Raw genomic sequence first — 25,233 nt, forward strand, 5'->3', positions numbered from 1 at the left:
TTCTGTCAAATAATATAAATCTATCTCTAATATACAATACGAATGTAAGGGTTAACAATAAAATGTTAGAAGATTGTTAGGAGAAACTGTCGAAAGTTGAAATCGATTTATGCTGCAGACCGGTTATGACACGATCAAGCTCTTTTTTCAGCTGTTCGGCCGGCGCCTTCCAATCCTCTTCCCCCTCCTCTTTCTTCAAAATCTCGTTCAGCCTTGCAGCCGCCTGCACCACGTCATTCGCCGACAAGTGGCTCGCAGCCCCCATCAGCGTATGGATCATCCGTCTCGCGGTGGCGATCCGGCCATTCGCCAGCTCCTCGATCAGCTTGTCCGGGAAGCCCTCGTAATCCTTCAGGAAATGAACCAGCATCTGGCGCAAAATCGATACTTTGCCGCTTACCCTGGCTAGTGCGGTCTCAACCTGAATGCCGTCAAGCTTGGGCACCGACTGGTCCGAAACGCTCCATGATTGCTGCTCAAGCACCGGAAACTTCTTGTTGTTCAGCAGATTCATAATGACCATGTAGAGCCGATCCGGATCCAAAGGCTTCGTCACCACTCCGTTCATGCCAAGCTGCAGGTAATGCTCATGATCCGTGCGCAGGGAATTGGCCGTTACCGCAATAATCGGCAGCTGCTCGTAACGGGAATCTTTGCGGATCATCGTTGTTGCTTCCATTCCATCCATCTCTGGCATATGAATATCCATCAGGACCAGATGCCAGTTCCCCTGTTCCAGCTTCTCCAGAACCTCCCGTCCGTTCTCCGCAAGACCAACCTCGAAGCCCCGCTCCTTGAGCAGCTCGATCGCTACCAGCTGGTTAATATGATTGTCTTCGGCAAGCAGAACCCGTATTTTTTCCTGAGGCTCCGCGGAAGTGGCTGCTTCTTGTGCAGCCATCGTCCATTCCTTCACCTCTACCGGCCTTTGCTCCAGCGTTCCCGTCAAGGCATGGAACAATGCCAGACGGGTTACCGGTTTGGTCAGAATCGTATCAGGCCGCCCGGAATCGGGCATCTGCATCAGTTCATCCCTGCCGAAGGAGGTCGTTAGCGCGATCGTCTTCACCCCTGCCGCGGCAGCTTGCTTGTGGAACTCCAGCCAAGTCTCCGCCCCGTACATATCCGGCATTTCCATGTCCAGCATAATCAGCTTGGGCATCGCCCCCGCACCCATCCGGCGCAGCTTCTCCCTTGCGCTTCCCCAGGAGGAGAACGCCACGGGAGTCAGGCGGAACGATTCGGCGAGCTCGCACCAATGCCGACGCATCTCGTCGCTGTCTTCCACGACCCAGATGCATTGATCCTCCAGCTCCTTGCCGACAATCAGCCTCTCTTCCGTCACGGAAGACAGGACAGGGAAGGATAAGACAAAGCTGAACCGGCTGCCTAAGCCTGGCTCGCTGTCCACCTGGATTTTCCCGCCCATCATTTTGACGAGAGCATTGGCAATAACAAGTCCTAAGCCGGTGCCCCCATATTTGCGGGTGGTTGAGCCGTCGGCTTGCGTGAACGGGGTAAACAGCCTGTCGATTTGTTTTTTCGTCATGCCGATACCGGTATCTTCCACGGTGAATTGCAGCTTTAATCCGTCAGAGTACTGCTCCAGCACCTCAAGAGCCAGCTTCACATGCCCCCGTTCCGTAAACTTCACGGCGTTCATGCACAGGTTCAGCAAAATTTGCTCAACGCGCATCTGATCGCCCAGAAGAGTGGTCGGCAGCTGCTCGGGAACCTCCAAAATAAATTCGAACTGCTCCTTGCCGCCCATAAAGACGCTAAGCTGATCCGTCAACCGGCTGAGCATCTCCTGAGGGTGGAACGCAACCCGCTCTACCTCGACCTTGCCGGCCTCGATCTTCGAGAAATCGAGCAGGTCGTTAATGATGCGCAGCAGAGATTCCGAGGAGTTGCCAAGCTTGTCCATATAATCCTTCTGAGAAGGGGACAATCCGGTGCGTTGCATCAGCTGCGACAGACCGATAATCCCGTTAAGAGGCGTACGGATCTCATGGCTGACCATCGCCAGGAAGCGGCTTTTGGCCGCATTCGCTTGTTCGGCTTCCTGCGTCGCTTGAATCAGTTCCTCCTGAATATGCTTCTGCTCGGTAATATCGCGCGCGATACAGGAGAAGTACAGCTCGCCGGTATTTCTGTAAGCATGGGCTACGATAACAAGGGAGACATTCACTTTGTCTCCGGCTTGCGTCAGAAGCTCGGCTTCCCCTTCCCAATAGCCAAGTTTCTCGGCGATGCGGGAGCCTTTTATGAGATACAGGTACATGGACGGTTCGACGTAGCTCTTATAGTCCTTCGGCTTATAATCCAGCGGCAGGCCCAGCATCCGTTTGCCCGCTTTGTTAATGTAGGCAACCTTCCCGTTATGATCGATGGATGCGATAAGGTCTTTGGCCGAGCCGATAATATCGAGCAGAAGGTTGCGGGATTTCTCCACTCTTACATGCTCGGAAATGTCGTAAGCCATACCAAGAACCCCGGTCAGGCGTCCCTGTTGATCGTGAAGTCCGTTCGAGAAGTGGCGCACCGGAATTTTGGTCCCGTCCTTATGGATATAGGTCCATTGCCGCTCGTAAGAGAAATCAACCTGGCGCAGCATCCGGAATACTTCGAGCCCCGGCTCGACGTGTACGCCAAGCTTCTGAGACAGGATCTCCGCCTCCCGCTCAATTTCGTCCGGATCCATGAACAGAAGCGGCGTCGCATGCCCCTTCAGTTCGTCCGTCGTATAGCCGATCAACTTCTCCGCCGCCTGATTCATGTAACTGACGCGGTAATTCTCATCCAGCAAAATAAAGGAGTATTCGTTCTGATTGATTATCGCCTCGAGGCGTCCAAACATGTCCTTCAGATGCTCCATCATCCCGTTAACCGATTCGGCCAGCTTGCCGACCTCGTCTCCCGGCTCCTGTGACAAATGCTCCACTTCGAATTTGCCATCGGCAGCTTGCTTTGTAACGGAAAGAATGCCTTTCAGCCGGTTAATGATCGTATTGAAATAGAGCGAGAAGAGAATGACGATCACGACTTCCGACAAAGCGATTGTGGCAAAGGTCCACCATAATACTTTGGATATGCCTGTAGTGAGGCTTGCCTTCGGAATCTCGAGCGCGGCATGCCAAGGTGCGGTACTGTCTATGTCCATATAAATAAGAATATGTTCTATATTTCCGCGCTGGATATGGATTTGCCCGGAAGGATGAAGCAGCTTGTCGAGAGTTAGACCCGGCTGCCCGTTAAGCAGTCCCTGAATCGGCTTCACGCCTGCAGAGGTAGAGTACGAATGGAACAAGACTACTCCCCGCTCGTTGTAGAGCCAATACTCCGAGCTTGGATCCTTATCCACAAGGAAATAGGGCGAAATCGATGACATCGGCATCGATGCGTACAAAACACCGTTAATCTTGTTCCTCTGATCATAGACCGGAATTACAATAAGGGATTGCTTCAGGCTAAGCTTATCGAAGGAAGGCAGGAACAGATCCGTGATTTCCGATTTGCCCTGCATCGCCTCTCGAAAAAACGCTTGCCCGCTCATATTGACCGGATCCCCGTTCGTACGGATCGCCCGGCCGCTCGCATCAATATACCCAATCGCATAATAGGTATAATCCGAGCGGTACAGCTCCTGCCTGAAATAATTCAGCCTCTCCGCATCGGTACCGTAACGGACAATATCCGTGCGGCTCATCACGACCACCTCGGCCTTCCTGATCTGCAGCCAGGAAGCCAGGTAATTAGCGCTTACGCTCAGCCGGCTAGCCACCCTTTCAGAAGCGGTACTAATCATTTCCTGCTTAACGGACAAGTAATTAAACACTCCCGCGAAGCCAAGTGGGATGAAGGTGATCAAGACGATGATAAGCAGGCCTTTTGTCCGCAATGATAGGTTGTTCAAGACACGCGGTCCCCTTCCCAAGTAAATCTACATGTATTATATCGTCAGGAGGGGGTGGAATCGATAGACGATTTGTCGGATGGACGGAGTGTGATGGAGATGGGAGAACCGTGAGAACCGTGGGAACCGTGAGCTCACTCCGGGAGATGTTTCTCCTTACGCTGCTGTTGTGCACACTTTGCCTGAACAATTGGTCGAGGTCGCAAAGTGTACACAAAGGCAGGCGCTTCGCTCTCTCCAGGAGAAACATCTCCCTCCACTCGTCTTCGATTCGTTTGGGAGGGCGCAAGCCAACCGCCTCCGTTCCTTGGCGGTTGGCCTGCCTGAGGCAGGCCCGATTTCTTTTCTTCGCCTCTAGGGCGAAGAAAGAGCTTCATTAGCGTCGGGCATATTGCTTGCCCGACGCAGCATAAACAATAAAAAGAAAAAGCCCGCGGGGCCTCCGCGGCATAACGTTTTGAGCGGTGTTCAGCATACAAAGCACCGTTCGCACTCACACTCCATAGCGCAGTGGTTCGGGGTCATACTAGTTAGTCTCTGGGTGCAGCATCCATGGCAGAATCGCGCTCGCCCTCCATAGCTCAGCGTTTCGGGGGCATACTAGTTAGTCTCTGGGGTGCAGCATACATAGCACGGTTCGCACTCGCCCTCCTGTCCTCCCCCTCCCCGGCACGTTGTACGTTATGCAGGATTGTTGAGGATTTGAGAGGAGCAGAGAGAGTGTATGGAATGCAGGATATTCTAATTATTTAGGGGGAAATAAGGAGTTTGGGGCATATATCGTGTATTTCATGCAGCGTATTCCGGGAGAAGGTACGTTGACGCGGAAATATAGCGTAAAACCTACAAGGTACAAGTGCAGGGTAGGGAGAAGGCTATTCGCTTGTTTGTGAGTGCCAGGTGAGGGCGAGTTGTTCCATCTCGCTTACGAATGCCTTTTTGGCGGGGCTGTATTCGTTGGTTCGTTCGTATCGCTGGGCTAGCTGCTCTTTGAAGCGGCTGTATCTGGCCGCTTCCTCCGGATGCGATCGCAAATAGTCGCGGAAGATGAGGTGCCGCCCGATTTGGAGGCTATCCGATTGGTAGAAGTGAATATGGTGGGTGCGCTGTTCTCCGCCTTTACGGAACAGCCTTCTGCCGGGGATGCCCCAATCGCCTGCTACATCATAACCAAGGGAAGCCAATGTGCCATTGAACAAATCAACCTTGTTAATATCGTCAACGATCCCCATCATGTCGATAACGGGCTTTGCTTTCATCCCCGGAACAGCCGTGCTCCCGAAATGCTCGAATTGAACCTCAACTCCCTCAAATATAGCTCGTAGATACTCCGCTTCCTCCAGAAACATCTGCACCCATTCATTCTTGTAATCACTTAATCTTACTTCCATCCTATCCCCTCCTATTTAAAACCAGGGCTAACGAAACTACGTAACGCTATTGGCCCAAAATTGTACTCTTAGAAATTCTAACGAAACTACATATCGTTATTTACTATCTAAACGCCTCTTTTAACCCAGAATCGGCCAAATAACGTTACCAGGTTTCGTTAGATTCTGAAACATGCGATTTTGAGGGAAATAAGAATACCCAGTTTCGTTAGCGAAACGCCGTCCTTAGGAGCAGCAGCATTCGTTACGCAAGCGAGTACTTCCCGCTTCAGAAAAAGGCTGCCGAGATTAATCGGCAGCCTTCTGCTGTTCAAAAGTATATCGATGAGAGCGAGAGGGCGATTCATCGATTACGCCAAAATGCTCTCGATCGCCTGCAGCTCATCCTCGGAGAAATCGAGGCGGCTGAGTGCGGCAACGTTGTCGTCGATTTGCTCGACGCGGCTTGCCCCGATCAGGGCCGAAGTTACGCGGCCGCCGCGAAGCACCCAAGCAAGAGCCATTTGCGCAAGCGATTGGCCGCGGCTTTGAGCGATTTCGTTCAGGGCGCGAACTTTAGCCAGCTTCTCTTCGGTGATGCTGTTCGAGTTCAGGAAGACGCTTGGTCCGCCCGCGCGGGAATCGGAAGGAATACCGTCGAGGTAACGGTTCGTCAGCAAGCCGCCGGCAAGCGGCGAGAATACGATCGAACCGATGCCTTCTTGATCAAGCACGTCTTGCAAGCCGTCCTCGATCCAGCGGTTGAACATCGAATACGATGGCTGATGGATGAGGCATGGCGTGCCCAGCTGCTTCAGGATGGCCGAAGCTTGAGCCGTCTGCTCCGCACTGTAGTTGGACAGGCCGACATACAGCGCTTTACCCGAACGTACGATATGGTCGAGCGCAGCCATAGTCTCTTCAAGCGGAGTCTCCGGATCCGGACGGTGATGGTAGAAAATATCGACATACTCCAGGTCCATCCGTTTCAAGCTTTGGTCCAGGCTCGACACCAGATATTTGCGGGAGCCCCAGTCCCCGTAAGGGCCTTCCCACATATAATAGCCTGCTTTCGTGGAGATGATCATTTGGTCGCGGTAAGCCGCCATGTCCTGCTTCAGCACTTTACCGAAAGTCTCTTCCGCGGAGCCCGGAGGCGGGCCGTAGTTGTTCGCCAGGTCGAAATGGGTAATTCCCAGATCGAAGGCGCGGTGGATCATGGCACGTCCGTTCTCCAGACGGTCATTTCCGCCAAAGTTATGCCATAAGCCAAGCGATACGGCCGGCAGCCTAAGGCCGCTTTTGCCGACGCGGAAGTATTTCATGTCTTCATAACGAGATTTGTCAGCCACGTATGTCATTTCTTCTTTTCCATCCCTTCTGTGAGTAAATCCCTAAAAAAATTCTCTATGTAATGCTGTAATGCCCCTCTATCATACACCCGCGGCTTATGGAAATAAACCCGGGCTATGAGCCTAAGCCTTCCGCAAAAACAATCAGCTTGCCGACGCCTTGAAGGCCCAGCCCTTCTCGCCCGCGATCCGCACCAGCGCATCTACGCATAACGGGTCAAAATGCTTCCCCCGCTCCTTCAGGATAATCGCCATCGCTTTCTCATGCGACAACGCTGCCCGGTAAGAACGGGATGACGTCAAAGCATCGTACACATCCGCAACCGCGGTCACGCGGGCAAGCAGCGGAATATTCTCTCCGCTCAGGGAATCCGGATAGCCGCTTCCGTCCCAGCGCTCATGATGGGAGCGGATAACCGCCAGCTCCTCCTGCATGAAGCCTAACCGCCTGCACAGATTAAACCCGGTAACCGGATGCTTTTCGATAACCTCCCGCTCTTCCGGCGTCAGCTTTCCCGGCTTGTTCAGAATGTTGTCAGGAACAATCAGCTTCCCGATATCATGCACGATGCCGCCTTGCGCGATAGCCCGAAGCTGGTCGGGGTTCAGTCCCAGCTCTTCTCCGAGCTGTATCGCGTACAACGCAACGCGGTAATTATGGCCCGCCGTATAAGCGTCGCGCGTTTCCGTCGTACGAATAAGCTGACGAACCGCCGGGGACATATAGGCGTGAATCCATTCCTTGGGATCATTCTGGAACAGCTGCTTCAGCGACTTCGTGTAGGAGCCGGAGCTGCGATATTGATAATAAATGCCGACAATCATGGCGCTGATGGAAGCCAGCAGCAGCAAGTGGTAGATCCACCAGCTCAACATCCACATCGTACCCGTTACGTTAATGATCTGTGCGGCAATCATCCACCCCGAGCTGTACACAATCGCCAGCTGCAGCGGAAATCTTGTAGACAGATATGTCTCCAGGTACCGGTACATCGTCCAGCCGTTTAATCCGACAATAAGCAAGGTTGCCGTCCATTTGATGGGCCCCTGCTTCATTTGAAGCCAGGACATCTGGTCGGAGAAGAGCCACAGCAGCGCGCAAATGACCGCAATCGACGCCGTCCAGATCGGCAGGAGCCAACGTTGATGTGCCGACAGCCAGCTGATAATGCGTCGGTCCGAGGACATCGATGACAGCCACAGCCACATCACCGCGAGCAATATGCTCATTTGAGCTGCGTTGCTTGGCAAGGCAGTAGTGTGATAGGCCTCCCTTGGAGTTGATAATCCGTGGACAAGGAATAACGCCGCTAACGATACGAAGGACAACGATAAAAAGGTGATTTTCAGGTTGCGGAGCCGGATCGCCGCTACACCGACCGCTATGGCAAGCGCAAAGGCCGCGCCGGACACGATGGTAACCACGTAGAAATGTCCGTTAGGAGAATGCAGATGATAATCCCAAGCGGGATTCATACGAAGGACCGTAAATGCAATGAGCGGGACTGCGAGCGATAAAAGAAGATACAGATAGATTTTTGCCTGACTGTTCAACAAATCTGACGCCCTCCTTGGCATACGTTATCCGATCAAGCTCTGCGACGTTTGATTTCTATCCATAACCATCGACTGTTGTAACCAAAGATCAAGATCAGCGCGCGACATCGGCTTGCTGAAATAATAGCCCTGCATCATGCTGCAGCCCGCGGATTGCAGAAACGCGATTTGCTGCTCGGTTTCGACCCCTTCGGCGATAACCTCTAGATTAAGCTGCTTGGCCAGTACAATAATCGTCTGGATAATGGCACGCTTAGAGGGAGAATCGCTCTGCTGCATATATAGCTTATCTATCTTTAACGTCTGGAAAGGGATCAGATCAATGGAGCCAAGCGCGGAATAACCTGCCCCAAAGTCATCCATCGAAATCTGGACGCCCATCTCCCGGATGGTCTTCAATTGCTCGATGACATCCGCAACGTTATGCATCACGATCGTCTCGGTAATCTCCAACTCCAGAAGCTTGGCATCCAGACTGGAATGCAGAAGCGCCGAGATGACCATATCCTCGAGATTTTTGCTGTCGAACACGCTGACGGACATGTTAACCGAGACGCTTAGAGGCACCGCTCTGCCTTCATTCCATTCAAAGCAGTCCCGGCAGGCTTGTCCAAGCACCCAACGGGTGATCGGAACGATAAGCCCCGTCTCCTCCGCAATTGGAATAAATTCTTCCGGCGGAATGCGCCCCAGAGTAGGATGATTCCAGCGCAGGAGCGCTTCTATGCCGATTGCCCGGTTAACGGAAGCATCCCATTTGGGCTGATAGTGAACAACGAACTGCTCTCCTGGCAGCGCAAGCCGAAGATCCTTCTCCAGCTGCATCCGTCGCAGCAGCTCCCGCTCCATCTGCTCGTCGTAGAGGCAGTATTGGTTCTTGCCCCTGCGCTTCGCCTGGTACATCGCGGTATCCGCCGCAATAAGGAGCGACGATCTTTTGTTCCCGTGCTGCGGCGACAAGCTGATGCCGATACTCCCCGTGATATACAGTTCATTGCCCTCCAGCAAATAAGGCTTGCGGATGTCCTCCAAGATCCTGTTGGCGAGCTGCTCCACTTCATCCGGCTCCATCCCTCTCGTCACCAGCAGAAATTCATCCCCGCCAAGGCGGAAGGTCTGCGCCCCTTCGCTCACATGGGAACGAAGCCGCTTCGCGACGGCTTGCACAAGCAAATCGCCGATGTCATGGCCAAGCGTGTCATTAATGATTTTGAATTGATCGAGATCAAGGAAGAGCAAGCCGTACGAACGGGCATTATCCAGCTTTTGATTGAAATAACGGTTCATCGCATGGCGGTTCGCAAGGCCTGTCAGCGGATCGCTGTAGGCCATACGTTCAAGCACGGTACGGTCCAAATAAATGGCAATCCAGGTAACGAGCATAATCAGGAGAGTAACCAAAGTGACGCTTATTAGAAGAAACAGATTAATCGGGATATCTTCCGTTAATGAGGCAGCGGCTGCTTCGCCGCACCAGAAGGATGCGGCCCCCATTCCGGTATAGTGCATCCCGCAGACGGCCAGCCCCATCAGCGAAGCGGCAGCCCATTTGGACCAAGCCGCCTTGCTGCCGTCCCGGAAATTGATAAAGAAATACAACGCCGCGCATGATGCCGCGATTGCGATCAAAGCGGATAATATGACTATAATTGGGTTATATTGTATAGACATTGTGGGAGAGTGCATCGAAGCCATTCCGGTATAATGCATGGCGACGATTCCCGCACCCATGATAAAGCCGCCCCCGAGGAGTTTGAGGCGGTTGATTTCTTTTGCCAGCGTTAAATAGAAGGCGACGTAAGAAGCACATATGCTTGCGATAATCGACAAAAGGGTAATGGGGACGTTATAGGCAATCGGAATACCGATATGAAACGCCATCATCCCGATAAAATGCATGGTCCACACCCCGCTGCCCATAACAAAGGCGCCTGCGAGCATCCAGCTCAGCTGCACCTTTCCTTTGGTCTGCGAGATTTTGTACACCAGATTCAAGGCAGAGTACGAAACGAATAACGCGATGATGAATGAGAGAAGAATAACCCAGCCGTTATACTCTCCGTGTAATGTGACCAACCGTCCCCCACCTTCCGCCACTAGTTCTCCGGACATGCCTGATGTGACTAAAGTCCAATATTTATGTATACATATACCATTATACGAAAAGCGGCGGAATGCAACATATTTTTATTTAGAATTAAGGTTTTTTGACGATTGTTTTGTTATAGTAGGTGAAGATTGTAAAAAATAGTGCCTTTTTGTTGAAGGGAGTTTATTGACAATGGAAAACAAAGACTCGCAGCACAAAAGAGAAAATGAAGAACTCGACACGGCTGCGGAGCAAGAGAATCAACAATACGTCTATGAGGATGACAACAAAGACGATCAAGCCGTAGATGCCCTTCAAGAGGAGAAAGACGAAGAAGAGGTTGACGAAGAAGAGCGCAAGCAAGCTCCTGCTTCCGAACCCCCTGCACAAGCAGCAGGCGGCCGCAGCGGCGGTAAAGCTTGGATTGCCGTTTCCGCGATTTTGGCCATCGTGCTTATTATCGTTCTGATTAAACCACCGTTTGGCGCAGGCGACAAAGCGGTTGCAACGGTTAACGGTGTTAAAATTTCGAAGGACAAGCTGTATGACTCCCTCGTGGAGCAAGGCGGCAAATCAACGCTGGACAACATGATCACGCAAGAGCTGATCGACCAAGCAGCGGATGACGCGAAAGTAACGGTTACCGAAGCGGACGTAGACAAAGAAATCGAGAACCTGAAGAAATCGTTCGGTTCCGAAGACGAGTTCAACCAAACGCTTGCTCAATACGGCATGACCGTTGACAGCCTGCGTCAAGATGCCGAAGTTCAAGTGAAAATCCGCAAAATTCTTGAGCCTCAAGTTAAAGTAACGGACGAAGACATTAAAGCTTACTACGACCAGAACAAAGCGTCCATGTCGACGCCTGAGCAAATTCGCGCTTCGCATATCCTCGTAGCTACGAAGGCAGAAGCGGAAGATATCTTGAAGCAGCTGAAAGGCGGAGCGGACTTCGCTACTCTGGCGAAAGAGAAATCGACGGACACAGGCACGAAAGACAACGGCGGCGACCTGAACTTCTTCGCTAAAGGCACCATGGAGCCGGCATTCGAAGACGCGGCGTTCGCCCTGAAAAAAGGCGAGCTGAGCGGCGTTGTACAAACCAGCTACGGCTACCACATCATCAAGAAAACCGATGAGAAGCCGGCTGTAACTCCTACGCTGGAAGAGAAGAAAGAAGATATCAAGTACCAGCTGGTTACGCAAAAAGTAAGCGAGCTGTCCTCGAACTGGATGGCGGACCTGAAAGCTAAAGCAAAAATTACAAATACGCTTGATCCTGCCGCGGCTAAAGAGTCCCCTGCGGCAAGCGCGGCGGCAAGCCCTGAAGCAAGCGCAGGCGCTGGCAACGCTTCTACAAACACAACGAAATAATTCGAAAGGCTGTCCCCTTGAGGACAGCCTTTTTGCTTATTTATGGTATGATGTGATTAGAAAAATAGATCCTTAGGAGGGCCATATGAGCCAGTTTCAAGTGAACAGCTATACCGACACATTTAAGATTTACGAACTAATCGAGGAGAGCACATCGTCCCGCATTCGGGTATGTCCGGAGCGCGGCGGCATCGTTATTGGCTGCCAGCTGAACGGACTCGAAGTATTCTACCTGGACAAAGCAACGTTCGAGCATCCGACCGCGAATATCCGCGGCGGCAATCCGATCCTGTTCCCGATCTGCGGTCAGCTCGAGAACAAGACCTATACGTGGAACGGCAAATCGTACGAGATGGCTAACCACGGCGTAGCCCGCACCTCCGCCTGGGAGGTTGCCGGCACGAATACCGATGGCGAAGCTTCGATTACCATTGTGCTGCGGAGCAACGAAGAGACCAAGCAAAGCTACCCGTTTGATTTCGAGGTAAGCTTCACATACGCGCTGTTGAATGGGGAGCTTCATATCCGCCAGCAATACCGCAACCTGACGGAAGGCGAAGCCATGCCGTTCTACGCCGGCTTCCACCCTTACTTCAATGCCGATTCGAAAAAGCTTCCGTACGAGACCGATGCGACCACCTACCTCGACTACAACGATATGGTGGAGAAGCCATACACCGGCGAGCTTGATCTGGATGGCATGGTGGAATCCGTTACCCTGCTTGGCGCCAAGAAGCGCGAGATCGCATTCCCGGTTAGCGGCGGCGCCCGGGTGCGCATGACGTATGACGATATTTTCAAATACGTCCAAGTCTGGTCCGTGCAGGACAAGCCGTTCGTCTGCGTCGAGCCATGGATGGCGATGACCGGCGAGCTGAACCGCCAGGAGGAGCTCGTGATGCTCGAATCCGGCGAGACGCTGAACGCGAACCTGACGATTAGCTGCGAGCGATAAACTTTTGGAGGCTTTCCTGCCGATGCGGGAAGGCCTCTTTTTTTATAGGCGAACCGGCTGCTGTCCTCCCCCGCCTTAATGATGCTTCATGTATCCGTGATATGGGTTATGCCCATACTGGAAAACGAACAGAACTTACGGACAGGGTGTACGCGATGGAAGACTTGATGCATGTCGAATTCGGGAAAATGATGCTGAGAGCATCGCTTACCTTCTTTATCTTATTGGTATTGGCGCGGGTACTGGGAAAAAAGCAGCTCGGCCATCTTACCTTTTTTAATTATATTACGGGAATAACGATCGGCTCCTTTGCAGCGAATATTGCCGGTGAAAGCCGAACCCTTTTCTTAAACGGCCTCGTCAGCTTAATCTGGTGGTCCGTACTAACGATTGTTATTGAATATATAAGCCTGAAATCGGGCAAGGCCAGAGTTGTTCTGGATGGACAGCCCACTATCCTGGTGAAGGAAGGACAAATTCTGAAATCCGCCCTTCGGAAAACCCGCGTGAATATCGATGATCTGAGCATGCTGCTGAGAGAGAAGAATGTATTTAGTTTTCAGGAGGTTCATTATGCCATCCTAGAGCCCAACGGACAAATAAGCGTGCTAAAAAAGGAATACGAGCAAACCGTCACGAGAGCAGACCTGGATATACCTACTCCGGATTTTGTATACCTTCCAACCGAAATCATTTCAGACGGCAAGATCGTCAAAAGAAACTTGCAAGAGCTGAACTTAACCGAGCAATGGCTGCAGGACGAACTCAAGAAACACGGCATCGAAAACGTACACGAGGTTTTTTACGCCGAGATTAAAAAAGACGGTTCCCTGTTTATTAACAAGTAAGTGTCCCATCCTTTACGACAAGGGGCTTTTTATGCCGAATAACGAACCCATCATTGCCCTCATCACGAAATCAACAGGCAGAAAATCGGCTTACCACTTTACAAGAGCAAGCAATCTTCAGGCTATCGCACATTTCGACGCCATCTGGTCCAGCCAGCATTTGCTCCCGGAATCAACCGGCCAGCGACGAACTTCAAGAGAGGAAATATCGTACGAGGGGACCTCGGTTACGGTTAATTCGCATCTACGTATTCCCGAAGCCATGATGGAGTCGGGCTGCTCGGTTGAAGAGTTCCGGGCTTTTATAGACAAGCATGTCTTCTTCTGGCCGACCAGAAGGGACTGCCTCAAGATGCTGACCACATACATGCGGCGAGAACCTGACGTGCCGTTTGCCGTGTTGGAGCTGGATGCCTTTGCGCTGCTGCTCGCGCACGAAGAATCTGTCCGATTGTCCAAATACGACTCGGGCAGCTCGCCCCGTTTTCCGAAAAGCTGCTACTACCGGAAGAGTCCGGCCATGTTCGTATCGCTTGCGGACTTCGGCCGCAGAACGGATCCCGCTGTCCCCGTCAAGCCTTCGGAGATCAAGGAGATCCTCCTGGAAGAGAAGGCAGGCTCCATTACCCGGCTGCTAAAGTCCGTTTACGCGCCGAACCCGGAGCATGTGCCGCCAAAATGGCTGCCTAACTATCAACCGCTCGATATTCTGCTGCCGGGCAACTAAACAGACAACAGAGTGGAATGCTTCGTCCCTGTGCCAGAGCTTTGCTCGTTTGAGCGTTTGAGCGTTCACTTAACCGCCATTGAGGACGATGGAGCTCTGCAGGTTGATGTAGAGCTTGGATGGTAGAGCTACATTGGATTTGGTACAGCAAAATGGGATGAGATTGGGCAATTGTTCGAGCTACATTGGACTGGCTCCAGTATAATCAGCTCAATTTAGACAATAGCGGCCCCATTCTTGGCCGTTATAGTGGATTGAATCCAACGTAGCTTCCGGGCACCTGCTATATGCCTGATTTTACTGGAGGAAATCCAACGTACTACGAAGGTGCAACGAAGGTTCAACGGAGGTACAACGAAGGCTCAACGGAGGTTCAACGAAGGCTCAACGGAGGTTCAACGGAGGTTCAACGGAGGCTCAACGAGGAAGGCATAACGAGCGATCTGCGAGAAAAGGATCTACGAACGGACAACAAAAGCCCAACAAAAAGAGCCGCCCCAATGGGCGGCCCTCCAACAAGCTTTAAACGCCAACAACCGTTACTTGCTTGCCGTTCTTTTGCAAGCGGTCAACCGTTTTGCGGACGGCGAGATTCGCCGTGTGATCCCATACCTTTGTGCCGGAGAGGTCGATATGGACCTCCTCCGCTTCGCAGTCATGCTCGATCCGCTCCTCCAGCTCGGAGGCAGAGGCGAAGAACAGCTGACCGTGCACGCGGTACGTCCGGGTTGTTCCGTTCCATTCGTCGTGAATGTGGACTTTGGAGGCTTTTACCGCGAACCCGATAAAGCTTACGAACACGCCCGCGACAACGCCAATCGCCAAGTCATGCGTGAGCAGTACGGCGCCAACCGTCACCAGCATAACGACAGTCTCGCCAAGCGGCAGACGGTTCATGCGGAATACGGAGCTCCAATCGAAGATCGCGATGCATACCATCAGCATAATGCCCACCAGCGCGGCCATCGGCACAAGCGACAGCAGGTCGCCAAGCAGCACGACGAGCAGCAGAAGGAACAACGCCGCGACGAGGGTCGACAGGCGGTTTTTCCCGCCCATTTTCACGTTAAGCACTGATTCCGCGACCAAAGCGCAGCCCGCCATCCCGCCGAAAAATCCGGCAACGATATTGGCAAGGCCCTGCCCTTTCATCTCCCGGTTCTTATCCGTCTTCTCCCCGGTCATCTCATCCAGCAGGTTATGCGTAAGCATCGTCTCCGTATAACCAACCACCGCAAGCGACAAGGAGTACGGGAGAATAATCCAAAGCGTATCCAGGCGCAGCGGTATATCCGGCAGCAAGAACGACGGCAGCGAGGCGTCAATCTCGGCGATATCGCCGATTCGCGTAACATCCCCCATGCCAAGCGCCCATACGGCCAGCGTCAGCACCACAACCGCAATCAGCGGCGATGGAATAGCTTTAAAAAACCGCGGAACAAGATAGATAATGCCAAGCGTTACGGCAACAAGCGCGTACATGGCCCAGGACTCGCCTTTGAAATACCGCAGCTGCGACAGGAAAATCATAATTGCTAACGCGTTAATAAACCCCGTCAGCACGCCCGAAGGGACAAACCGCATCAGCTTGCCAAGCTTAAACACGCCCATCAGGAACTGAATGACACCCGTCAGCACGGTTGCCGCGAACAAATACTCGATGCCATGATCTTTCACCAGCGTCAGCATAAGAACGGCCATCGAGCCGGCTGCAGCCGAGATCATGCCCGGTCTGCCGCCCAGAAACGTAATAACAAGCAAAATACAAATCGAAGCATAAATGCCTACGACCGGCGGGACGCCAGCCATAAACGAGAAAGCAAGAGAATCCGGCACAAGCGCCAGCGTTGCCGTAATGCCGGCCAGTATGTTCACTCTCGCGTTACTCGTCCACTGCTCCCGCCATGAAGTCTTCAAACTCATGGTTCACCTCAACTAATCTATGATAACGTCCGACCGGGCATCCCGGTCCGGCACCTCATCTTCGCAACAAACAAAAAACCGGCTCACCGAGCCGGCCTTCGACTATCTTCATGATACCCCGCTCTTCCGCAGAGGGTCAATCCCAAATGAAGGGACGACCGCAAGCGGCCGCCCCTTCTGCAAAAGTCTTTTAGTATCCTTCGCCTTTTCCGCCGGTTACGATCGCTACGCTCGAGCTTGCGCCGATCCGGCTTGCACCCGCCTCAATCATCTTGAGCGCAGTCTCTAGATCGCGAACGCCGCCGGAAGCTTTTACGCCCATATCCGGACCAACGATGCGGCGCATCAGCGCGATATCTTCCGCCGTAGCTCCGCCTTTGCCAAAGCCCGTCGACGTCTTCACGAAATCCGCTCCCGCTTCCTTGCAGATCTCGCAGGCGCGTACCTTCTCTTCGTCGGTGAGCAGACCCGTCTCCAGGATAACCTTAAGAACGGCTTTTCCTTTGCATGCCTGAACTACGCCTTCCACATCAAGCTTCACGCCTTCGAAGTCGCCGGACTTGACAAGGCCAACGTTGATCACCATATCGACTTCCGTAGCGCCGTTTGCAATCGCGTCCTTCGCTTCTTCAGCCTTCGCAAAGGTTGTCGTCGCTCCAAGAGGGAAGCCTACAACAGTCGTGATGCCAACGCCGGAACCCGCAAGCTCCTTCGCCGCAAGCGCGACGTAACCCGGATTAACGCATACCGTGGCAAAATGATACTGCTTCGCTTCTTCGCAAAGCTTGATAATCTCTTGTTTTGTAGTCTCCGCTTTTAGTGCAGTATGATCAATGTAAGCAGCTACTTCCCCTGCCGACAGATTGTTTAGATTACTCATACCCATCCTCCAATATTTATCTGCTCTATTAGCCTTTGAACTCCAGCAAATGCTGCGCCGTAATCTGGTCGGTTATTAGCGTATTCGTATACTGGCCGTTTAATGCGCCGTATATCGCCTCGACCTTGCTGGGACCTCCGGCAACAAGAACGGACCATTCTTTCTTTTTCAGCTCGTTCAAGTCAATTCCGATTGTACGGTGGTCCAGCTCCTCGCTGCACAGCTGCCCGTTAATATCGATAATCCGGGAACAGATATCGCCAACGCCGCGCGATAAAATAATGCCCAGATCCTCGTCGGAGAAATAATTCGCGCGGATCAGAACCGAATCTTCCGTCGGCGCCCCTACCGTAACAACCGCGATATTGGCCTGCTTGCCCATATCGAGGATTTTGCGGATATGCCTGTCCGCTTCGATCGCATGCTTTACTACCGCATGGTCCACAATCGCCGGCAGCGGAATCAAGTATGGCGATGTCTGATACGCCTTCGCGAACAGCTGCGCAATCTCGTACGCGTACGTATTCGTCTCGGAATGGCTTACGCCGCCGTTCAGCTGCACAACCTTTACCTTCTTCGTATGCTTGTTCGGCAGACGGGTAGCCACTTCATATAATGTCGTTCCCCAAGTGACGGCAATCGTATCGCCATCTTGTACCGTATCGTTCAGAAAAGTTGCCGCGGCCTCGCCAATGACCTTTTTGACCATGCCGTCCTCGTATTTCGGAACGGAAGCTACGATCGCTTCCTTCAAGCCAAAGCGTTCCTTGAGCATGCGGGCGCGTTCCTGGTTATCGGAAGCCGGGTCCATAATGCGAATCTGCACGATGCCGTCTTCCTTCGCCTGCTGCAGAAAACGCGAGACCGTCGGGCGCGATACACCCAGCTTTTTCGCGATCTCCTGTTGATTGTAGTCCAGCTCGTAATACATACGGGCCGCTTCAATCATTTTTAGCCGCTTATCGCTTAGCTCCTCCATCCGTCTTCCCCTCTCGCAGAGTTGCCTAAAAGTTATGAGAATATGTTCGAATTAATATGACAATATTTCAGGACTATTATACGTGCCCCCACCTGCCAGAGCAACAGTCGGCTCTATTTAACGCCAGGTTTTTACATATGTTCAAGGAACTAGTGTAACCATTGTGCACAAAAGGCGAAATGCCGCTGTCGAAAGCTAGGAAAGATGGACGAATAAAAAAGGACTTCAGGACCAATTTGCTAAATTTTCAGATAATTTACAAGAAATTGAAAGGAAATCCAACCCCCATACCGAATACGTACTGTCGATAAAAGAAAAATAAAATAGTGGAGGGATACGATGTTACCCAGGCTTAGAAAAATGAAATGGGCAGCGTCTGCGCTGCTCGCCGCATCGCTTTTTGCCGCTTCTGTCGGTACCGTGGCAGCAGCAGACGAAACGGCAGTTCCCGCTACCGCCAAGCACATCACGCTTCTGCACACGAACGATATGCACGCGCGCGCCGTGGAGGGAACCTCGGGAGAAATGGGCTTTGCCAAGCTTGCCGGCATTGTCGACAGCTACCGAAAGTCCAATCCGAACAGCCTGCTGCTTGATGCGGGCGACGCTACGCATGGGACTACCTTCGCCACGCTGGTGAACGGCGAGAGTGTCGTGCAGGTGATGAACAAGATGGGTTATGACGCGTTTGTTCCCGGCAACCATGACTTCAACTATGGCTACGAACGACTGCTTGAGCTCGAGCAGATGATGAAGTTCCCGGTTCTCAGCGCTAACGTTAAGGTCGCTAAAGATCATTCGTCCTTATTCAAGCCTTATATTATTAAGGAAGTGGATGGCGTGAAGGTTGGGATTTTTGGCCTGACAACGCCGGAGACCGCCTATAAGACGCATCCGAAAAATGTAGAGGGCTTGACCTTCGCCGATCCAACCAAAGAAGCTCAGGCTGTTGTGGATGAACTCAAAGATAAGACCGACGTCATCGTTGCGGTAGGCCACATCGGCCAAGACGCTTCCAGCGTCGATACAAGCCTGAAGATCGTCAAAGCCGTAGACGGCATCGACGTCTTTATCGACGGGCATAGCCACACCGTGCTGGAGCATGGTCTGACAGCCGGTCATAACACGCTGATCGCAAGCGCCGGCGAGTACACGAAGTACCTTGGCGTCGTGGATCTATGGGTAGACGGCGGCAAAGTCGTGAAGAAGGAAGCGAAGCTGGAGAATAAAGATACGGCCGCGAGCATCGCGCCTAATGCCGAGATCGCGGATATGGTTGCATCTATTCAGAAGAGCCAAGAAACCATTCTTGCCGAAGAAGTGGGTACGGCCAGCGTGAAGCTGAACGGCGAACGCGAGCAGGTCCGCACGAGCGAGACGAATCTCGGCAACCTGATTGCCGACGCCATTCGCAACGCGGCCGGAGCCGATATTGCCATCACCAACGGCGGCGGCATCCGCGCCTCTATCGATGAAGGCACCATTACAAAAGGCGAGATCATTACCGTCCTACCGTTCGGCAATCAGATCGTATCGCTGAAGGTCAAAGGCGCCGACATTAAAGCGGCTCTCGAGAACGGCGTATCCGACTATCCGAACTCCAAAGGCGGCTTCCCTCAAGTATCGGGCATCACCTTCAAGATCGATGTCGCCAAGCCAAAAGGGCAACGCGTCCACTCCGTTACCGTCGGCGGCAAAGCGCTGAATGAAAAGGCAGACTATCTGCTCGCAACCAACGACTTTATGGCGGCTGGCGGCGATGAGTACACGATGTTCAGCAAGTACCCGCAAGCGGGCATGTACGGTTCGCTGGATGAAGCGCTGATCGCTTACATCACCAAGCTTGGCACCGCAAATCCGAAGGTGGAAGGCCGCATTACCGCGGCGGCAACTCCGGTTGTTACGCAGCCTAAACCGGAACCGAAACCAGAGCCTAAACCAGAGCCGAAGCCAGAACCAAAGCCGGAACCGAAGCCGGAGCCTGCAAAGCCAGCTATCTACGTTGTGAAGCAAGGCGATACGCTCTGGGCGATCGCCAAGAAGCATAACACTACCTGGCAGAAGCTTCGGGACCTGAACCACATCAAGAACCCGAACCTTATCTATCCTGGGCAAAAAATCAAACTCCCTGCTGCTTAAGCGGCAGAAGCACAAGGGCTGTTCCCGCGGGAACAGCCCTTGTCTTGTATCTAGCTCGGAGAGCTAGCCCCGCATTCACTCCCTCTGCTACGTTGGATTTCATGCAGTAAAATGGTGCGCATCAGCCAAGTAACTAAAGCTACATTGGATTCCATCCAACGGAATCAGCTCATTTGGGTTGAAACGAGCTCATATCGCCGCAATATAATGGAGGAACTCCAACGTAGCATGCTGTAATGGATGTTTTAGGACTTTTTCGTTGGACAGAATCCAACGTACAGGACAACTGACTAGTTAGTTTTAGAATTGCCGTCCCACTACGTTGAACGTATTACTTCAAGTTTTGCCGTCCGCCTACGTTCCACGATCTAGTTCCTAGTACCGCCACCCTCCTACGTTGCACACTCTAGCTCGAACTCCCGCCGCCCTCCTACGTTGCACACTCTAGCTCGAGCTCCCTCCGTCCTCCTACGTTGCACGAAATGCAGCATAATGGAACATTTGAGGTCAGTCGTGGGTTATATCCTGCACGGAATGCAGGATATTCGAGCAAAAGCAGCCACTACGGGCTGATTTCGCGAGATACTGCATTTTGTGCAGCATATCTGACGAACACGCACCATTCTCGGCCAATAGCCTGCATTTCGTGCAACGTAAGTCAGCGTTGGTCGAAGTCGTGGGCTAGGTGAGACCACAAACAAAAGAGCGATGCCACAAGGCACCGCTCTTTCCTTAAGCTTGAGCCCGCGCGCGCTGGCGGCTCAGATAGATGAAGTACACAGCTAGATAAATAACGTACAGGATACCCGACAGCAGGAACATGGTCGTGTAGCTTGTTGCGGTTACAACAACGCCGAGCAGAATCGAGCCTAGCCCGATGCCGATATCGAAGAAGTTGTAATACGTTGCGGTTGCGACACCGCGGCGCTCCGGCTGCACCAGGTTGATGACCCATGCCTGCAAAGCGGGGAACATCGCGCCAAAGCCCGCGCCGTAGAATACGCCGGCGAGCAGCAGCATCGCCATGGAATCGGTGTAATAGAGCAATACGCAGCCGATCATACAAAGGATCGCCGTGGGGAACAATACCCAGAACGGTCCTTTCCGGTCGAACAACGGACCGCTTATGAACCGGATCAGCACCTCGCTGATCGCTACAACCAGGAAGAAGTAGCCGGTCTGCGTAATGCCGATGTCCTTGCTGAACAGCGTTACGAAGCTGAGCATGCCGCCAAAGGCGAAGCCAACAAGCGAACCAAGGATGGAAGGCACGAGCACCTTAGGCTCGATAATCTCCGCCCATGGCGAAGGCTTCATCCCTGCCGCATGCAACTCCGCGGCTGCAGCCGCTTCGGCCGCGGCAATCTCCGCCGATTGTGCGCGATTTTGCCGGACTAGCAAGGTCAGCACCAATGTTATCGCGAGGAAGATCACTCCGGCTCCGAACAAGCCTGCGTAATCGTATTGATCCAGAAGCCATAAGCCAAGCATAGGCCCGATCGAGAACGATACGGCATTGCCCATCGCAAAGTAGCCCATCCCCTCGCCCCGCCGAGCGGGAGGAATCGCATCGGATACAAGCGTACCGTACAGGGCCGTAGCAATACCGAAGCCAAAGCCATGAACGACGCGAAGCGCAAGCAAAGCCGAGATCGAGTTGGCCGCATAATAACACGCCATGCCTATAAGGCAGATCGTTACGCCGATCAGGAGCAATTTTCGCTTGCCGAAATGCTTCAGCCCGATGCCAATGAGCAGGCGCGAGACAACCGCCGAGAACGTGAAGATGCCCAGCATCATGCCGATCTGCGATCCGCTGCCCCCTTTCTCGTCCGCGAAGAGCGGAAGGGTAGGAAGCAGCATTTCAAGACCGAAGAATAAGAATAAGTTGGAGAACGCCAGCAGAATGAAATTTTTCGTCCAGAGTTTTTCTGCCGGTCGCATTAAAATTTACGTTCGATCAGCTTGAAGTCATCGTAATGGAAGCCCGGAGCTACGATGCAGGACACAAGAACCGGCTCGTCGCCAAGCGGACGCGCCATTTGCCATTCGGTTGCGGGAACAAGCGCCTGCGGATGCTGGCCATTCGCAACGTCGCCTCCAACGATAATCTCTTTGCGCACCTCTGGGTTTTCACCCGTGCCGCCTAAAGTCAGCAATAGCGGACTGCCGGAATGCCACAGCCACAGCTCATCCGAATGAACCGTATGCCAGTCCGAGAACTCTTCCGGATGAAGCAGGAAATAAATCGAAGATGCCGCAAAGCGCGGTCCGGAATACGGCTCGCCGAGTACCGCCTGCGGAATTTCAAAATTCGCCTTCCAAATCTCCTTGTACCAGCCGCCCTCCACATGAGGCTTCAGTTCAAGCGCCGCTACAAGCGGGGATATTTCTTTTACAGCCGTTGCCGACAATATGGCCCTCTCCTCTCTATCTCTCGCACTATCTAATGGTTAGTTTCAGTCCAATGTACTATGCAATGCTCCGATCGTCAATGCACGAGTTGTGGATGCAAGGCCTCTATATTCCAAAGGCTAAACGAGTAGTTGAATTTGTTCTGACTCTTAAGTGGTCAGATTTCACTTCTCTCCCATCCAATAAGACACCACCAGGGTCTTATTGATTGGGACATGGCCACTCTATTTACTAATAAGACCCTGCGAGGGTCTTATCTCGCCTTAACCCCAATCCGACTCAGCTAAAAATTAAAAATAAAGAGCCTGCCCGCAGGCAAGCTCTCTCTCATGTACGCCTTACAGCGCTCCAAACTGCGCTTGATGCAAGCGGCTATAGATGCCGCCCGTAGCCACAAGCTCCTCGTGACGGCCTTCCTCGGTGATGCCGTTCTCGGTCACCACCACGATGCGGTCGGCGTTCTTGATCGTCGCCAGACGGTGCGCGATAACAAGCGTTGTCCGGCCTTCGGACAGCTCGGCCAGTGACTGCTGGATCGCCTGCTCGGTCTCGGTATCCAGCGCCGAAGTTGCTTCGTCCAGGATCAGGATCGGCGGGTTCTTCAGGAACATGCGGGCAATCGCCATCCGCTGCTTCTGGCCGCCGGACAGCTTCACGCCCCGTTCCCCGACAACCGTGCCCAAGCCATCAGGCTGTGATTGAATAAACTCTTCCAGTCTCGCGCGGCGCGCCGCTTCCATAATATCCGCGTCGGATGCGCCAAGCTTGCCGTAGGTGATGTTGTCGCGGATTGTACCGGCAAACAGGAAGACATCCTGCTGCACGATCCCAATCTGCTTGCGGAGCGATTCCAGCTTCAGATCGCGGATGTCGTGACCGTCCACCGAGATGCTTCCTCCATCCACTTCATAGAAGCGCGGCAGCAGACTGCAGAGCGTTGTTTTGCCGGCGCCGGACGGGCCAACGAACGCGATGGTCTCGCCCGCGCGAATCGACAGACTGATATCCTTCAGCACCTTCGCTTCGCCTTCGTAACCAAACGTCACGTTCCGGTATTCGATATCGCCATGCAGACGGTCAACCGACTTCGCATTTGGAGCGTCCGCTACATCCGGCTCGGTCTCGAGCAGCTCCACGTAACGGCGGAAGCCCGCGATCCCGCGCGGATAGCTTTCGATAACGGCATTAATCTTCTCGATCGGCTTGAAGAAAATATTGGTCATCAGGACAAACGCGACAAATTCACCGTACAGCAGATTGTCGTTAATCACGAACCAAGTACCGGCAAGCAAGACAAACAGCGTAACCAGTCTCATCAGGAAATAGGTGACGGACGAGTTGAGACCGATGATTTTGTAAGAGATAAGCTTCGCTTGACGGAACCGGCTATTGTTGCCTGCGAACAGCTTGCTCTCGTGCTTCTCATTCGAGAAAGCCTGAACAACGCGGATACCGCCAACGGTATCTTCGACGCGGGCATTAAAGTCGGCCATATCCCCAAAGAGACGGTGGGAAGCCTTCGTCATTTTTCCATTGAAATACAGAACAAGCACCAGAATAATCGGCACGACGATAAACGTCATGATCGTCAGTGGCAGGTTAATGTACGCCATAATGCCAAACGCGCCAATCAGAGTCATAACGGCAATAAACATATCCTCCGGACCATGATGCGCCACTTCCCCGATCTCGAACAGGTCATTCGTCATACGCGAGATCAGATGGCCGGTCTTCGTATTATCGAAGAATCGGAAGCTAAGCTTCTGTACATGCTCGAACAGCCTCTTGCGCATATCCGTCTCGATATTGATGCCCAGCATATGTCCCCAATACGTCACGACAAATGACAGGAACGTATTCAGCACATAGACGGCGAGCAGAATCGCGCAGGCGCCAATAATTAACTTCAGATTCCCTTCCGGAAGAAGCGTATCAATGACATGGCTGACCGCCAGCGGGAAGCATAGTTCCAGAACAGCCAGAACGACCGCACAGCAGAAGTCGAGCAGGAACAACTTACGATAAGGCCGGTAGTACGCAAAAAACTTCTTAAGCATCTGGATCTCCTTTTTTCGAAAAAATATAAGCATATACGAGATGTGTCATCTACCAGGCTTCTATTTCACCGCGAAAACATAGGCTGCTCCTCATATAGACGAAGCAGCCTTTATTCACTAGTTGATAATCATTATCATATATGGGATGGGCATGACTGTCAATTAATTCGGGTTCACTTGAACCGCCGCTTGCTTGCCGCTGAGCTGAATGCCCGTCTGCTTCGTGCCGTATGGCTTCAGATCCGCCAGCAGCTGCTCCAGAAGCTCCTTCGCTCGAGCTCCCTCTTTGCCTTGAATGCGGATGACCAGCTGAACCGCGTTGCCCGATTCCAGCAGCTTCACCGCCTGCCGTTGCTTCGTATCATAATCATGCTGCTCGATATCCACGCTAAGCCGCAGCTCCTTCACCTTCGCGGGCTGATCCTTCACCTTCTCCGCTCGCTTCTGCTGGCTCGCCTGCTGCTTGGCGCCGCCGCGCACGATCAGCTTGCACGGAGGCGGACTGCTCATCAGCGATTCGCAGACGAGATCCACCTTCAGCTGCTTCGCCATCTGAAGCGCTTCCTCCGTCGGCACGATGCCAAGCGATTCCCCGTCTAGACCGGTGAGGCGCACCTCGGCTGCTTTTATTTTCTCATTCATAATCAACATA

General features: G+C 52.8%; 18 protein-coding genes. 5 read left to right on the forward strand and 13 right to left on the reverse strand.

The window, feature by feature from the left end; all coding sequences use genetic code 11:
- Positions 1-76: 76 nt before the first annotated feature.
- From WFK81_RS28330 to WFK81_RS28355, 6 genes are all read right to left on the reverse strand, one after another.
- Entirely contained in the window at positions 77-3,916 is a 3,840-nt protein-coding gene (locus WFK81_RS28330; protein WP_336790542.1) for a response regulator, read from the reverse strand.
- A gap of 875 nt (positions 3,917-4,791) precedes the next feature.
- Complete coding sequence (locus WFK81_RS28335; protein ID WP_336790544.1) at positions 4,792-5,307, reverse strand: GrpB family protein; 516 nt, start codon at positions 5,305-5,307, stop codon at positions 4,792-4,794.
- Between the two features lie 158 nt (positions 5,308-5,465).
- Entirely contained in the window at positions 5,466-5,654 is a 189-nt protein-coding gene (locus tag WFK81_RS28340) for a hypothetical protein (protein WP_336790546.1), read from the reverse strand.
- 3 nt (positions 5,655-5,657) lie between these two features.
- A complete protein-coding gene (gene mgrA / locus WFK81_RS28345) occupies positions 5,658-6,647 on the reverse strand; it encodes an L-glyceraldehyde 3-phosphate reductase (RefSeq protein ID WP_336790548.1) in 990 nt (329 codons plus the stop codon).
- Between the two features lie 135 nt (positions 6,648-6,782).
- Complete coding sequence (locus WFK81_RS28350; protein WP_336790549.1) at positions 6,783-8,195, reverse strand: HD-GYP domain-containing protein; 1,413 nt, start codon at positions 8,193-8,195, stop codon at positions 6,783-6,785.
- A 24-nt stretch (positions 8,196-8,219) separates the two neighbouring features.
- Positions 8,220-10,271 carry a bifunctional diguanylate cyclase/phosphodiesterase gene (locus WFK81_RS28355; protein WP_336790552.1) on the reverse strand — a complete coding sequence of 684 codons (2,052 nt, stop codon included), beginning with the start codon at positions 10,269-10,271 and terminating at the stop codon, positions 8,220-8,222.
- A 205-nt stretch (positions 10,272-10,476) separates the two neighbouring features.
- Here WFK81_RS28355 and WFK81_RS28360 point away from each other — a divergent pair, with 205 nt between their 5' ends.
- The 4 genes from WFK81_RS28360 to WFK81_RS28375 all read left to right on the forward strand — a co-directional run bounded on the left by WFK81_RS28360 (position 10,477) and on the right by WFK81_RS28375 (position 14,188).
- Positions 10,477-11,658, forward strand: a complete 1,182-nt coding sequence (locus WFK81_RS28360) for a peptidylprolyl isomerase (protein ID WP_336790554.1) — start codon at positions 10,477-10,479, stop codon at positions 11,656-11,658.
- 85 nt (positions 11,659-11,743) lie between these two features.
- Complete coding sequence (locus WFK81_RS28365; RefSeq protein WP_336790555.1) at positions 11,744-12,613, forward strand: aldose epimerase family protein; 870 nt, start codon at positions 11,744-11,746, stop codon at positions 12,611-12,613.
- 155 nt (positions 12,614-12,768) lie between these two features.
- Positions 12,769-13,461, forward strand: coding sequence for a DUF421 domain-containing protein (locus WFK81_RS28370; RefSeq protein ID WP_336790556.1), 693 nt, complete (start codon positions 12,769-12,771; stop codon positions 13,459-13,461).
- A gap of 31 nt (positions 13,462-13,492) precedes the next feature.
- Positions 13,493-14,188 carry a DUF7002 family protein gene (locus WFK81_RS28375; protein WP_336790558.1) on the forward strand — a complete coding sequence of 232 codons (696 nt, stop codon included), beginning with the start codon at positions 13,493-13,495 and terminating at the stop codon, positions 14,186-14,188.
- A gap of 522 nt (positions 14,189-14,710) precedes the next feature.
- Here WFK81_RS28375 and WFK81_RS28380 read toward each other — a convergent pair.
- From WFK81_RS28380 to WFK81_RS28390, 3 genes are all read right to left on the reverse strand, one after another.
- Entirely contained in the window at positions 14,711-16,111 is a 1,401-nt protein-coding gene (locus WFK81_RS28380; RefSeq protein ID WP_336790560.1) for a SulP family inorganic anion transporter, read from the reverse strand.
- Between the two features lie 190 nt (positions 16,112-16,301).
- Positions 16,302-16,991: a deoxyribose-phosphate aldolase gene (gene deoC, locus WFK81_RS28385; protein ID WP_336790562.1), complete on the reverse strand. Its 690-nt coding sequence runs from the start codon at positions 16,989-16,991 to the stop codon at positions 16,302-16,304.
- A 28-nt stretch (positions 16,992-17,019) separates the two neighbouring features.
- A complete protein-coding gene (locus WFK81_RS28390; RefSeq protein WP_336790564.1) occupies positions 17,020-17,970 on the reverse strand; it encodes a sugar-binding transcriptional regulator in 951 nt (316 codons plus the stop codon).
- Between the two features lie 339 nt (positions 17,971-18,309).
- On the opposite strand from WFK81_RS28390, the gene WFK81_RS28395 reads away from it, so the two are divergent.
- Entirely contained in the window at positions 18,310-20,109 is a 1,800-nt protein-coding gene (locus WFK81_RS28395) for a 5'-nucleotidase C-terminal domain-containing protein (protein WP_336790566.1), read from the forward strand.
- Positions 20,110-20,841: 732 nt separating this feature from the next.
- Here WFK81_RS28395 and WFK81_RS28400 read toward each other — a convergent pair.
- From WFK81_RS28400 to infC, 4 genes are all read right to left on the reverse strand, one after another.
- Positions 20,842-22,053 (reverse strand): MFS transporter, encoded by a 1,212-nt coding sequence (locus WFK81_RS28400; RefSeq protein ID WP_336790567.1) that lies wholly within the window; start codon positions 22,051-22,053, stop codon positions 20,842-20,844.
- Complete coding sequence (locus WFK81_RS28405; protein WP_336790569.1) at positions 22,053-22,523, reverse strand: cupin domain-containing protein; 471 nt, start codon at positions 22,521-22,523, stop codon at positions 22,053-22,055. The genes WFK81_RS28400 and WFK81_RS28405 overlap by 1 nt, the downstream gene beginning before the upstream one ends.
- A gap of 339 nt (positions 22,524-22,862) precedes the next feature.
- Positions 22,863-24,581: an ABC transporter ATP-binding protein gene (locus tag WFK81_RS28410; protein WP_336790571.1), complete on the reverse strand. Its 1,719-nt coding sequence runs from the start codon at positions 24,579-24,581 to the stop codon at positions 22,863-22,865.
- A 162-nt stretch (positions 24,582-24,743) separates the two neighbouring features.
- Positions 24,744-25,232: a translation initiation factor IF-3 gene (gene infC, locus WFK81_RS28415; RefSeq protein WP_336790573.1), complete on the reverse strand. Its 489-nt coding sequence runs from the start codon at positions 25,230-25,232 to the stop codon at positions 24,744-24,746.
- Position 25,233 lies beyond the last annotated feature (1 nt).

The organism is Paenibacillus sp. MMO-177 (genome assembly GCF_037147795.1).
In the GTDB taxonomy this organism is placed as follows: Bacteria; Bacillota; Bacilli; order Paenibacillales; family Paenibacillaceae; genus Pristimantibacillus.